This window comes from Streptomyces sp. NPDC000941, from assembly GCF_053599555.1.
Map to the genome: position 1 here is coordinate 1 of NZ_JBSFMM010000281.1, position 12578 is coordinate 12578.

Sequence of the window (12578 nt, forward strand, 5' to 3'; positions counted from 1 at the left end):
GGGGGGGGGGGGGGGGGCCCCCCCGCCCCCCCCCCGGCGCCTGGCGCGGCTGCTCGGCCGCGGCCGGTCGGTGCGGGTCACCGGGCCCTCCGGCGCGGGCCGCAGCACGCTGCTGGACGCCGTCGCCGCGGACTGCGGGGACCTGGCGCCCGACGGGGTCGTACGCCTCTCCGGCTACCGCCGCACCGCCACCGACCTGCTGTACGAGCTGTACGCCGCCGTCTACCGCGCCCCCCTGTACCGCCCCGGCCGCCCGGAGCTGCTGGCGGCGGTCGCGGAGATCGGCGCGGTCGTCGTGCTGGACGACATCGAGTTCGGCGGCGCCGCGCTGGACGAGTTCCTGGACGCGACGCCCGAGTGCGCCTTCCTGATCTCCGCCACCCCGGCCGTCGCGGCCCCCTCCACCGAGTCGCACCTGGAAGAGGTCTTCCTCTCCGGGCTGAGCCGCACCGGGTCCCTGGAACTGCTCGAGCGGGCCGTACGGCGCCCGTTGGTGGAGGACGAGCGGGACTGGGCCGCGGACCTGTGGTTCGAATCCGAGGGGCTGCCGCTGCGGTTCATCCAGGCGGGCGCGCTGCTGCGGCAGCGCGACGCGCTGCGGGGCGAGGCTTCGGGCTCGGCTGAGGGGGTTGCTGAGGGGGTCGCTGAGGGGTCCGGTTCTGCCGGGGACCCGGTCTCGGCGGGCGACGCCTTCGCCGAGACCGGCGTACGGGACGCCACCCCGCTGCCGACGCTCGCCGAGGGCGCGGCCCCCGTCGCGCTGATCGCCTCCCGGCTGAGCGAGGCGGCCCAGGACACCCTGCGGTTCGCGGTCGCGCTCGGCGGCGAGTGCCCGCACCAGACGCATCTGCCCGCGCTGGCCGGGGACACCCACGCCGACGCGGCGCTCGTCGAGCTGATCGCCGGCGGCCTGGTCACACCCGCGGGACCGCACTACCGGCTGGCCGTCGGCGTGGCCGACCAACTCGCCGCCGTCGGCTACGCGGACGGGACGGCCGAGCGGGCGGGTGCCGTCGCCCAGCACTACGCCTGGTGGGCCGGCCACCCCTCGGTCGCCCCGGAGCGAGTCGCCATCGAGGCCGACGCGGTCCTTGCCGCCATGGCCGCGCTGGTCGCCGCCCGCGAGGCGGGCCGCGCCGAGACCGCCGTACTGCTGGCCCGCAGCGCCACCCCCGCCTTCGCCGCCGCGCTCCACTGGGGCGCCTGGGAGCGCGCCCTGCGCCACGGGCAGGAGGCCGCGCGGCTGGCCGGACAGGTCGCGGAGGAGGCGTACTTCCACCACGAGCTGGGCGTCCTCGCGCTGTGCACGGGCAATCCGGACCGGGCGCGGGCCGAGTTGGAGGCGTCCATCGGGCTGCGCGGCGTACTGGCCGACAAGCGCGGCACGATCGCGGGCCGGCGCGCCCTGGCCCTGGTCACCGACCGCTCCGGCGGCCCGGCGGCGGCCGGTGTCTTCGCCGCGCCTGGCGGCCGTACGACGGCGGGCGAGGAGGTCACGGAGGCGCGCCACGACGAGTCGGCCTCCCCGCCCGGCGGGGTGCCCGCGGCGCGGCAGGACCCGGCCGACACCGAGATCACGGTCGTCACGCCGCGGGTCGAGACGACCGAACGCCTCAGCCGCACCGACGTACTCGCCGCGGTCGGCACCGGCGGCGGCACGGGGGACGGCGGTACGGGCGGCGTCGGCGGTATCGGCGGCCCCGGCGGCGGCAGGGCCCCGCACGGCCGCCGCTTCGCGGCGCTCACCGGCGCCCGGCGCAACCTCGTCGCGGCGGGCGCGGGCGTCCTGCTCGTGGCCGTCCTCGGCACGGTGGTGACGATCGGCGTCACCTCGGGCGACGGGGACAAGGGCTCCGCCGACACCGTCAAGCCGAGCGAGTCGACCTCCCGTAAGGCCGACGACGACAAGGGGGTGACCGCCGAAGAGCCCACGAGCGGCGTGGGCGAGAGCGGGCAGCCGGGCCCCAGCGGCGTCCCCGGGGCGCCCACGTCCCCGTCCACGCTCGTCAGCGGCTCGCCCAGCGCCTCGCAGAGCCCGACCGCCCCGTCGTCCAGCGGCACGGCGTCGCCGACGGGCAAGCCGACGACGACCCCGCCCACATCCGGGTCCACCACGCACACCCCGACCCACCGCCCGACGACGCCGACCACCCCGCCGACCACCCCCACCACCAAGCCACCCACCACGCCGCCGACCACTCCGCCCACCAGCTCCACCACGAGCCCCGGAGGCGACACCACGAACACGGCAAGCGGCCCGGCGACCACGGCGAGCAGCTCCACGTCCGCCGCCCCGACGTCGTCGGCTTCGTCAGCCTCATCGATGTAACAGCACCCGATACGCCACGCGGCGCGACCCGGCGATGCCGGACCGCGCCGCGCGCCGTATCGGGCCTCAGAACAGCCGCAGCTTGTCGTCCTCGATGCCGCGCAGCGCGTCGTAGTCCAGGACGACACAGCCGATGCCGCGGTCCGTGGCGAGCACCCGCGCCTGGGGCTTGATCTCCTGCGCCGCGAAGATCCCCTTCACCGGGGCCAGATGCGGATCGCGGTTGAGTAGTTCGAGATAGCGGGTCAGCTGCTCCACCCCGTCGATCTCCCCGCGCCGTTTGAGCTCCACCGCGACGGTGCCGCCGTCGGCGTCCCGGCAGAGAATGTCCACGGGGCCAATGGCAGTGGGGTATTCACGCCGAATAAGCGTCCAGCCATCGCCAAGTGTCTCGATACGGTCGGCCAGCAACTCCTGCAGATGGGCTTCCACGCCATCCTTGATCAGACCGGGGTCCACCCCGAGTTCATGCGAGGAGTCGTGCAGCACTTCCTCCATGGTGATGATGAGCTTCTCGCCCGCTTTGTTCACCACCGTCCACACATCGCCGTCCCCCTCCTTGAGGGTGCACGGCGGAGACATCCAGTTGAGGGGTTTGTAGGCCCTGTCGTCCGCGTGGATGGAGACACTGCCGTCGGCCTTGATGAGGATCAGACGGGGTGCCGAGGGGAGGTGGGCGGTGAGCCGGCCGGCGTAGTCCACGGAGCAACGGGCGATGACGAGACGCATGGTCGGCAACGCTACTCGACGGCGGGTGGCCTACGCGATTCGTCCGACGCCGGACCCCTGCGGAGGTGGCTGGTTGTGCACGCATTCTCCTGGTGCGCCCACAGTGGCCGAATTACCGTTGAAGCGGGCGGTCGTCATGCGGGTACGCTCCGTCGCCGTCCGCTCATCCGTCCCTGAGACCCCCGTCACGGGGGTCGCGAGAGGAGAATCCATGTCGCTCGACGTCTCACCGGCCCTCCTTGCCAAGGCCGAGCGAGGCGAGGTCGACGAAGCCGAATTCGTCGACTGCGTCCGGAACTCCCTGCCCTACGCATGGGAGATGATCAGCTCTCTGGTGGCCCAGTTGAAGATCGACGGCGGGGAATTCGCCGACAATCAGACACCGCCGCCGGACGAGCAGGCCCGCGGTCAGCTGCTGCGGGCACTCGCGAGCGACGCGATACGAGGCGCGCTGCAGCGCCACTTCGGGGTGCGGTTGGCCTTCCAGAACTGCCACCGGGTGGCGGTGTTCCCGTTGGACGGGTCGTCCGACGAGAGACTGGCGCGCTTCACCTCGCCGCGCGGTCAGCTGCTGAACCAGTCACCCGAGCTGCGCGACTGCTGACCGGACTGTCCGCTGCCGCTCCACGAGGGGGAGGTGTCTTGAGCGCGCAGGACTTTTCCACCGGAGGTCTTCAGCGCAGGAGCGGCAGCACCTCGGCGCCCAGCCGGCGCACATTCTCCTCCGTGGCCGCCAGCTCTCCCGAGCCCTCGACCAGCAGCGCGAAGCGGCGGATACCGGTGCGCTCCGCCGTCGCCGCCAGCCGGTCCGCGCACAGCCGGGGCGGCCCGACCGGGTGCAGCCCGCACAGCAGCTCGGCATAGGCGAGCGGATCGCGCATCCGGCGCGGTCGTCCGTCCACCGTCACATGCGCGTCAAGGCCCTGGCGCAGCCAGCCGGGCATGGCCTTGACCAGGGTCTCCGCCGCGACCGGGCGGGCATCCGCGATCTGCACCACCCCCGCCGAGACATGCTCTTCGGCCACCGCCGCGACCTCCTCCGGGGAGCGGCCCGCGGCCAGCGCGGATTCCCGCCACAGCCCAACCGCCTCGGCCTTCTCATCGTCCCCGCAGTGCATCCCCAGCATCATGGGCAACCCGCGCTCGGCGGCCAGCCGCACGGTGCCCGGTGACGTACAGGCCACGATCACCGGGGGCCCGCCGCTTTTCGCCTCGTCCGTCAGCGCCTCGTCGGGCCGTGGTACGACCGGCACCTCGCGGAAGGTGAACCGCTCCCCGTCCGCACCGACCCGTGGCTCGCGCAGCCAGCGCAGCAGCAGGTCGAGCGATTCGGGGAAGTCCCGCTCGTACGCCCGCAGACCGGTGCCGAACACCTCCAGGTCCACCCAGGGCCCGCCCCGGCCGACGCCCAGCGTGAAGCGCCCCCCGGAGACGAGGTGGAGCAGCGCGGCCTGCTCACCCAGTGCGACGGGATGCGCGGTCGGCAGCACGCTCACGGCCGTGCCGACGCCTATCCTGCGCGTACGGCCGAGCAGCAGCGCGGCGAGTGTGACGGCGGACGGGCAGACGCCGTACGGGACGAAGTGGTGCTCGGCGAGCCACACCGCGTCCAGCCCCGCCTCTTCGGAGAGTTGTGCGGACCGTACCGCTCGGTGCAGCGCCTCCCCCTGACCCTGGCCCGGGAATTGAGCGGCGAGGATGAAAGCCCCCACACGCATTGCCATCTGCCTCCTCTTGCGGTCGTCGCCGCCGCCACGGGCACCCTCCCCCGTATAGGCATTAACGCCTGACACGTGCCAAGGGCACGGCCCGGCACAAAGTTTTCAGATGATCGGAGGACGGTTGTGGACACGGCTTTTCGGGACCGTGACGGTAACGCGTACGCTGGTCACAGCCAGTAGCTCCCAGCGTCCTTCGAGGTGCCCCGTGTCCCCACGCCGAAACCGCTCGCGAGGCGGCGAGAAGCCGAGCGGCCGCCAAGACGAAGATCGCACCGACCGCTATGGGCTGGAGTCGACGCAGAGCTGGCGGGGCGAGGAGTGGGTGGTGCGCCAGATCGGCGGTGGCGCCGCCGCCAAGCACTACCGCTGCCCCGGCTGTGACCAGGAGATCCCGCCCGGTGTGCCGCATATCGTGGCCTGGCAGCACCACAGCGGCGTGGACGACCGCCGCCACTGGCACAAATCCTGCTGGAACGCGAGAGACCGCCGGAGCGCGAAGCTCCAGCGGTCCCGTAACGCGCCGAGGCATTAGCCGGCGGTTCAGCAGGTGCGGTTCAGCAGGTATCGGCCCGCCGCCGCGCTGGTCAGACGTCGCGCTTCTCCAGCAGCGCGTACGCCGCGATGAACGCCGCGGCCGTGACCCCGGCCAGCAGCCCCAGCTGGGACCAGCCGGTGCCGAGTTCGTCGTCGATCTGGAAGAGCGCGGCCAGCGAGTTGGGGGAGGAATACTTCTGCATCTTCTCGCCCAAGGTCTGCAGGCTGCTCGACATCATCAGGAAGGCGGGGAGGATCGCGGGGAGCAGCACCACACCGAGCATCGCGGTGATCGCACCGGCCGAGTGGCGCAGCATGCTGCCGACCGCGAGCGAGAGCAGCCCGAGCAGCGAGACATACAGCCCGGCCCCCACGGTCGCCCCGAGCAGCTGCTTACCGGTCGGCTCCGCGACGTCCGACCCGCTGTGTGACCCCGTGCTCACGAAGGCCACGAACGCGAGCGCGGCGGTCGTGGTCAGGAAGGAGACCAGGAAGAAGACGATGGCCTTGGCGGTCAGCACGCGTGAGCGCTGCGGCGAGGCGGTGAAGGTGGTGCGGATCATCCCGGTGCCGTACTCGGAGGAGACGACCAGCACACCGAGCGTGACGATGCACAGCTGGCCGAGCAGCGTGCCGAACAGGCCGGGGATGGTGGTGGGGGTGGTGGAGTAGTCGCTGTCCTTGGTGCCCGTCGCCACGAGCAGCCCGATGCCGACGACCAGCGCGGCCATGACGCTCAGCGTCCAGATCGTCGAGCGCACCGACTTGATCTTGGTCCACTCGGAGGCGATCGCATGCCCCAGATGCGTACGCCGGATCGGGATCGGCGAGGTGTACCCGGCGGGGCCGGCGGCGGCTGCGTAGGACTGCTGCGGTGCGCCCTGCATACCCGGCGCGCCACCCGGCATGCCCGGCTGCGGGGCCTGCGTGCCCGGCTGCTGGGGCTGCATGCCCGGCTGCTGGGGCTGCATGGCCTGCTGGTGGGGTGCCTGCTGCGGGGCGGCCGGCATGCCCGGCGCACCCGGTACGCCCTGCGGCTGGGGTGCCTGCTGGGGCGGCTGTGGCGGGGCGGACGGCTGGGCAGCCTGGGCCTGCTGCTGGTACGGAGGGGTCGTCATCGGGCGTCCTCGCTGTCGCGCTTGTTCATGTCGGCGGGGGCCGGCGCGGCGGCCGGAGCGGGGGGAGCGGCCGGCGGCTGCGCGGGGGCGGCGGGCTGCTGCGGCTGCCAGGGGGCCTGACCCGGAGCGGGCTGGCCGGGCGCGGGCTGACCCGGGGCGAGCTGGCCCTGGGGCGCGGGCGGCGGATTGTAGCCCGGCATGGCGCCCGCGGGCGGGTAGCCGGCGGGCGCGCCGCCCGCGGTCGGCGGGGCGTAGCCGTACGGCCCGGCCTGCGGGGCCATGCCCGGTACGGGCTCCTGGAGCCCCGCCCGCTGGTCGGCGGTCGAGCGGTAGTCCACGGCGCCCTGCGTCATCCGCATGTACGCCTCTTCCAGCGACGCCTGGTGCGGGGAGAGCTCCCACAGCCGGACGTCCGCGCCATGGGCCAGATCGCTGATCCGCGGCAGCGGCAGCCCGGTCACCCGCAGCGCGCCGTCCTGCTCCGGCAGCACCTGGCCGCCCGCCTCGCTCAGCGCGGCGGTCAGCTTCTCGCGCTGCTCCGTCTCCCCGTCGGGGGTACGCACCCGCGCGAAGTCCGCGGAGTTGTAGGAGATGAAGTCCTTGACGCTCATGTCCGCGAGCAGCTGCCCGCGCCCGATCACGATCAGGCGGTCGGCGGTCAGCGCCATCTCGCTCATCAGGTGGCTGGAGACGAAGACGGTACGGCCCTCGGACGCCAGCTGCCTCATCAGGTTACGGACCCAGAGGATGCCCTCCGGGTCCAGGCCGTTGACCGGCTCGTCGAAGAGCAGCACCTGCGGATCGCCCAGCAGCGCGGCCGCGATGCCCAGGCGCTGCCCCATGCCGAGCGAGAACCCCTTGGAGCGCTTCCTCGCGACGCTTTGCAGCCCGACCACGCCCAGCACCTCGTCGACCCGGCGGGCGGGAATGCCGGACAGCTGGGCCAGGCACAGCAGGTGCTGGCGGGCGCTGCGGCCGCCGTGCACGGCCTTCGCGTCGAGGAGAGCACCCACCTGACGCGGGGCGTTGGGCAGCTTGCGGAAGGGGTAGCCGCCGACCGTGACATGGCCCGAGGTGGGCTCGTCGAGCCCCAGGATCATGCGCATCGTCGTCGATTTGCCGGATCCGTTGGGCCCGAGGAATCCGGTGACAGTGCCAGGGCGCACCTGGAACGAAAGGTTGTACACGGCCGTCTTGGCGCCGTAGCGCTTCGTCAGGCCGACTGCCTCGATCATGCCCTGCCCCTCGTGCGATGCGTCCGGGGCGCGTGCCCCCGTGCGGATAAGGAGAATAACCGCGCGAGGGTGGTTCCCGTTAAGCGAGAGTCGAGAGCGGATCGTAACCGTGCAGCACCCAGCCCTCCTCAGCGAACACCGAGGCGGCCGTCTCGCGCAGTGCGCGGTCCGCCGCCGCGCGCCGGATCCAGGCCCCCGGGTCGGGCCCCAACAGGCCCCGCAGCCGCGCCGAGGACGCCAGCAGCCCGGTCAGCAGGGCGCTCTGGTCGCCGCCGCCCGGCCGGGGCCTGCCGGAGGGGCGGTCCGGGGCGCCGTCGGGGCCCGCGAGCACCCCCCGCGCGCCGACGTAGAGATACGCGCCGCCCAGCCGCTCCCCGGACGGCAGCACCATCGGGAAGCTCGCGCCGGGCAGCAGGATCCGCCGGTAGTTGGGGAATTCGGTGGCGTCCACCGACGCCAGCTGGGCGGCGTCGAGCCAGCTGACCACCAGCGGCGTCTCGGCCGCCGGATCCGCGTACGGCGCGGTGGCGACGTACCCGTACCGCCCGATGTGCGCCGAGCAGCCGACGGCTATGCCGCGCACCCGCACCGGCACCATCGGCACGGCGGCCGGGTGTCCGAGCGCCGTCAGCTTGTGGTGCAGCTGCGCGGGGGAGGCGTTGGAGCCGACCGCGATGACCGGATGGCGCTGCTCCAAGGGCACTTGGCCGAGCCGGGCCAGTACGGCGTCGAGCGGTTCGCGCGGCCGGCGTTGACCTGTCCGGGCCGCCCCGAGTACGGGCCAGCCGCCCGGGCCGCCCGGCGAGGGCGTCAACTCCCACAGCTCGGACCCCGCGAGAAGCGCGGGCGCGGTGACGGGTCGGCCCGGATAGGTCAACGGCCGCAACGCGGGCACATCGTCGAACCCCAGGGCGGCGAGGCTGCGGTCGGTCACAGGGGGAGGTTACGCACCGGGCGGCCCGCCCGTAAGAGGCCGTACACGAGGAGGACACCCAGGACCCGTAACGCCCAGGACCCGTAACGCCCGCGCCCGATGCGCCGTCATGCGCGTGCCCCGCGCCGTGGGAAGCGGGCGCGGGGCACGAGAAGCGCGGGCGTGATCCGACGTCAGCAGTACTGGATGTCAGCAGTACTGGATGTCAGCGCTGCTGGACGTCAGCGGCTCTGCTGGGCCGGGACACCACGCGAGATCGGCTCGTCCTCGGTGGGGGAGCCGGCCGCGGCCACCGCGGCACCGGTCAGCGTGGCCAGCATCTCGCGGACGTTGGTCAGCTGGGCGTTGATGCTGTCGCGGCGGTTGGTGAGCGCCGCCAGCTCGCGCTCGGATTCGCTGCGGATCCGGTCGGCCTTGGCGTTGGCGTCGGCCACGATGTCCTCGGCCTGGCGCTGCGCGGTCTCCACCGTCTGGCGGGCGCGGCGCTCGGCGTCCGTACGCAGCTTCTCGGCCTCCAGGCGCAGCTGCTCCGCCCGGTGCTCGATCTCCGCCAGCCGCTTCTCGGCCTTGGCCTGACGGGAGGCCAGGTCGCGCTCGGACTGCTCGCGGCGCTTGGCGAGGTTCGTCTCGAAGTCCGCGGCGGCCTGGGCGGCCTTGGCGCGGGTCTCCTCGAAGAGGGAGTCGGCCTCCTCGCGCTTCTGCTGCGCGTCCTTCTGGGCGTCCTGGCGCAGCGTCGCCGCGTCGCCCTTGGCCTTCTCGACGATACGAACGCCCTCGTCCTCGGCCTTGGCCTTGCGCTCGGCGGCGAACGACTCGGCGTCGTTGCGCACCTGCTGGGCCGCGGACTCGGCGAGCTCCCGGTGCTGTTCGGCGGCCCGGCGGGCCTCCTCGCGCAGGTCCTTGGCCTCCTCCTCGGCGAGCCGGAGGATCTTCTCGACGCGCGCACCGAGCCCCGCGTAGGACGGCTCCGCGTCGTTGATCTGGGCCTGAGCGTTCTGCGTCTCGAGGTGCAGCTCCTCGATGCGCTTTTCCAGAGAGGTGATACGGGACAGTGCACTGTCACGGTCGGCGACGAGTTTGGTAATGCGGTCGTCCACCTGACCGCGGTCGTATCCACGCCGCACGAGCTCGAAGCCGAAGGGGGAGGAAGTGTCGCTCATGGGGTTCCTGTCGAAAGAGACCGGTGAGGTGATAGAGGGAATCCTAGGGGGCCGAACGGCGTGTCAACGAGTCAACGTCCGTTTGATCTGGAGAATGTCCAGCCTTTTGAGTGGCAGACAGCCAGACGGCTTGTCACTCGTCGGGATGATACGGACACGACACAGGGTGTGTCTCTAGCGCCCCCGCCCACGAACACTACGATTCGGCAGCGCCCGCCCCCACCCCCAGGAGTGTCAGCCCTCAGCCGTCCGAACGCTTGCCGCTCGCCCGGGTGCCCGCGCCGGCCGCCGTCTTGACCCCACCGTTCTCCTTCCCGCCCGAACCGCCGGATGCGGGGGCCTCAAAAGACTCCAACGCCGCCAGCACGTCCTGGACACGGGAGATCTCCGCGTTGATGTCCTCCTGGCGCCGTTTGAGCAGCTCCAGCTCGCGTTTGCCTTCGTCGACGATCCGCCTGGCCTCGGCCTCCGCGTCGGCGCGCCTGCGCGTCGCGTCCCGGTCGACGTCGGCCTTCTTCTGCTCGGCCTCCTTGAGCAGCGACTCGGCCTTCTTCACGGCGGCGATACGGACCCGGCTGGCCTCGCTGTTGGCGTCGGAGACCAGCGTCTTGGCCTTCTCCTCGGCCTTCATCAGCTGCGCGGTCGCGGCCGCGACCAGCTTGTCGACGCGCTCGCCGGTCGACTTCATCTGCTCCGCCGACTCCCGGCGGGCCCGCTCGTGCAGCTCCTCGACGTCCGCCTCGGCCCGGGTCCGCAGCTCCTCGGCCCGCTCTCGGATCGCGGTCGCATCGCCCCGGGCCTCGCCGAGCATCGTGTCGGAGTCCGTACGGGCCTTCTCCACCAGGCCGTTCGCCTGCGCGGTCGCCTCGCCGACGAGCCGGTCGGCCTCCTTACGGGCGACGCCGACCATCGTGTCGGCCTGCTCCTCGGCGACGGTCGCGGCCCGCAGGGCGGCCTCCCGCGCCTCCTTCGTCAGCCGGTCCGCCTCCGCCGTGGACTCGGTGATCAGCCGGTCGACCTGGATCGCCGCATCCGAACGCCGCTTGTTGGCGTCCTCCCGCGCGCTGTCGACCGTACGCTCGGCCTCGGCCTGCGCCTTGGAGCGGACCCGCTCCGCCTCCGCGGCGGCCTCGGTGGCCACCCGCTCCGCTTCCGCACGGGTGCGCGCCGCGTGCTGCTGCGCCGAACCCACCGTCTCCGACGCCTCGGTGCGCAGCCGCTCGGCCTCCGCACCGGCGTCCGCCAGCAGCCGCTCGGCTTCCTTCGTCGCCTCACCGACCAGCCGGTCGGCCTGCCCGGCCGCCTCCGAGCGGATGTTGTTGGCGTCCCCGCGGGCCTGGGCCCGGGTGCGCGCCGCGTCCTGCTCGGCCGCCGCCCGTGCGTCGGATGCCTCCGTACGCAGCGCTTGCGCCCGTGCGTTGGCCTCCGAGACCAGCCGCTGGGCCTCCTCGGTCGCGCCGCCCACCAGCGTGTCGGCCTGCTCGGCCGCCTCGTTGCGGGACTTGTTGGCGCTGCGGCGCGCGTCGTCCAGCACCTGCTGGGCCTCGATGCGCAGCCGCTCGGCCTCGTTCGTGGCCTCCGTGATCAGCCGGTCCGCCTGCTCGGCGGCGTCCGAGCGGCGCCGGTTGGCCTCCTCGCGGGCCTGGGCGGACAGCCGGTCCGCCTCCGTGATCGCCTCCGCGACCGTACGCTCCGCGAGCGCCTTGGCCGCCTCCGACTCCTCATGGGCCTCGCGCCGCAGCCGCGCCGCGTCCTCGGCCGCCCGCTCCCGCTCGGCGTGCGCGTCCGCGCGGACCCGGTCCGCCTCCGCCTGCGCCTCGTGGCGGGTGCGGTCCGCGGCGTGCTCGGCGGCCGTACGCAGCCCCGTGATCTCCGTCTCGGCCTGCTCGTGCAGCCCCGCGACCGAGTCCCGCACCGCTTGCGCGTGCTGCTCCGCCGCGCCCACCAGCTCCGCCGCGTGCCGCTCGGCCTCCTCGGCCAGCCGCTGCGCCTCGGCCTGCGCCTCGGCGACCCGGTTGCGGGCGGCGGCCAGCAGCTCCTCGCTCTGCTCGTGGGCCAGGCTCCGCTCCCGCTGGGCCTCCTCGCGGGCGTCGCTCAGCGTCTCCTCGGCCTCGCGGCGGCGGCGGACCGCCTCCTCCTGCGCGGCCGCCAGCGCCTCGGCGGCCTCGGCCCCGATGCGCTCGGCCGCGGCGTTCGCCTCCGCGCGCACCCGGTCGGCCGTGTCCTGCGCCTCGGCACGCAGCCGCTCGGCCTCCGCGGCGGCCTCGCCGCGCAGCCGTACGGCGACCGACTCGCCCTCGGCGCGCATATTCGACGCGTCCGCGACGGCCTCGTCGCGCAGCCGGTCCGCCTCCGTCTCGGCCTGCTGACGCAGCGCGGCCAGCCGCTCGGCGGTCTCGCCGCGCAGCCGCTCGGTGTCCTCGGCGGCCTCCCGGCGCAGCCGCTCGGCCTCCTCGCGGGCGTCCCGCAGCGCCTGATCGGCCGAGGAGAGCCGCTGCTCGGCCTCCCCGTGCAGCCGGGCCAGTTCGGCCTCGGCCTCCTCGCGGCGGGCCGCGGCGGCCGCCTCGGCCTCCTCGCGGATCCGCCGGCCGGCCTCCGCCGCCTCCGACCTGACCTGCTCGGCCTGGGTGTCGGCCGAGGTCACCAGCTCCTCGGCCTCGCCGCGGGCCCGCTCGAGCGCGTCGTCGGCCTGGCGGCGCAGCGACGCGGCCCGCTCGATCGCCTCGGTCCGTACCCGCTCGCTCTCGGCGGTGGCGGACGCGCGCGTCTCCTCGGCGCCGGTCTTCGCCTTGGCCAGTACGTCCTCGGCGGTGCCGGC

9 protein-coding genes and 1 pseudogene are annotated in these 12578 nt (G+C 73.7%); 3 read left to right on the forward strand and 7 right to left on the reverse strand.

Annotated elements, in window-relative coordinates:
• Positions 1-70: 70 nt before the first annotated feature.
• Entirely contained in the window at positions 71-2329 is a 2259-nt protein-coding gene (locus ACWDSL_RS47380; protein ID WP_450495191.1) for an ATP-binding protein, read from the forward strand.
• Positions 2330-2395: 66 nt separating this feature from the next.
• Here ACWDSL_RS47380 and nucS read toward each other — a convergent pair whose 3' ends face one another.
• Entirely contained in the window at positions 2396-3058 is a 663-nt protein-coding gene (gene nucS, locus ACWDSL_RS47385; protein WP_014176358.1) for an endonuclease NucS, read from the reverse strand.
• Positions 3059-3269: 211 nt separating this feature from the next.
• Between nucS and ACWDSL_RS47390 the strand changes: the two genes are divergently transcribed.
• Positions 3270-3662 carry an SCO5389 family protein gene (locus ACWDSL_RS47390; RefSeq protein WP_450495193.1) on the forward strand — a complete coding sequence of 131 codons (393 nt, stop codon included), beginning with the start codon at positions 3270-3272 and terminating at the stop codon, positions 3660-3662.
• A gap of 70 nt (positions 3663-3732) precedes the next feature.
• On the opposite strand, the gene ACWDSL_RS47395 is transcribed toward ACWDSL_RS47390, so the two are convergent.
• A complete protein-coding gene (locus ACWDSL_RS47395; RefSeq protein WP_450495203.1) occupies positions 3733-4776 on the reverse strand; it encodes an LLM class flavin-dependent oxidoreductase in 1044 nt (347 codons plus the stop codon).
• Positions 4777-4984: 208 nt separating this feature from the next.
• Here ACWDSL_RS47395 and ACWDSL_RS47400 point away from each other — a divergent pair, with 208 nt between their 5' ends.
• Positions 4985-5311, forward strand: a complete 327-nt coding sequence (locus ACWDSL_RS47400) for an ATP/GTP-binding protein (RefSeq protein ID WP_450495194.1) — start codon at positions 4985-4987, stop codon at positions 5309-5311.
• A gap of 52 nt (positions 5312-5363) precedes the next feature.
• On the opposite strand, the gene ACWDSL_RS47405 is transcribed toward ACWDSL_RS47400, so the two are convergent.
• The 5 genes and pseudogenes from ACWDSL_RS47405 to ACWDSL_RS47425 all read right to left on the reverse strand — a co-directional run.
• Positions 5364-6431 carry an ABC transporter permease subunit gene (locus ACWDSL_RS47405; RefSeq protein WP_450495196.1) on the reverse strand — a complete coding sequence of 356 codons (1068 nt, stop codon included), beginning with the start codon at positions 6429-6431 and terminating at the stop codon, positions 5364-5366.
• The gene (locus ACWDSL_RS47410) at positions 6428-7666 is read right to left on the reverse strand and encodes an ATP-binding cassette domain-containing protein (protein WP_450495198.1); all 1239 of its coding nucleotides are present in this window, start codon (positions 7664-7666) and stop codon (positions 6428-6430) included. The genes ACWDSL_RS47405 and ACWDSL_RS47410 overlap by 4 nt, the downstream gene beginning before the upstream one ends.
• A 79-nt stretch (positions 7667-7745) precedes the next feature.
• Positions 7746-8600, reverse strand: coding sequence for a hypothetical protein (locus ACWDSL_RS47415; RefSeq protein ID WP_450495199.1), 855 nt, complete (start codon positions 8598-8600; stop codon positions 7746-7748).
• Between the two features lie 221 nt (positions 8601-8821).
• Complete coding sequence (locus ACWDSL_RS47420) at positions 8822-9760, reverse strand: cellulose-binding protein (protein WP_450495201.1); 939 nt, start codon at positions 9758-9760, stop codon at positions 8822-8824.
• A gap of 241 nt (positions 9761-10001) precedes the next feature.
• Positions 10002-12578 (reverse strand): annotated as a pseudogene (locus ACWDSL_RS47425) (hypothetical protein); the annotation flags it as partial.

What these genes read in the sequence shown, in the direction of transcription:
- ACWDSL_RS47410 (WP_450495198.1), bottom strand. Translation starts at nt 7,666, where the DNA reads ATGATCGAGGCAGTCGGCCTGACGAAGCGCTACGGCGCCAAGACGGCC.
- ACWDSL_RS47420 (WP_450495201.1), bottom strand. Translation starts at nt 9,760, where the DNA reads ATGAGCGACACTTCCTCCCCCTTCGGCTTCGAGCTCGTGCGGCGTGGA.
- nucS (WP_014176358.1), bottom strand. Translation starts at nt 3,058, where the DNA reads ATGCGTCTCGTCATCGCCCGTTGCTCCGTGGACTACGCCGGCCGGCTC.
- ACWDSL_RS47395 (WP_450495203.1), bottom strand. Translation starts at nt 4,776, where the DNA reads ATGCGTGTGGGGGCTTTCATCCTCGCCGCTCAATTCCCGGGCCAGGGT.
- ACWDSL_RS47390 (WP_450495193.1), top strand. Translation starts at nt 3,270, where the DNA reads ATGTCGCTCGACGTCTCACCGGCCCTCCTTGCCAAGGCCGAGCGAGGC.
- ACWDSL_RS47405 (WP_450495196.1), bottom strand. Translation starts at nt 6,431, where the DNA reads ATGACGACCCCTCCGTACCAGCAGCAGGCCCAGGCTGCCCAGCCGTCC.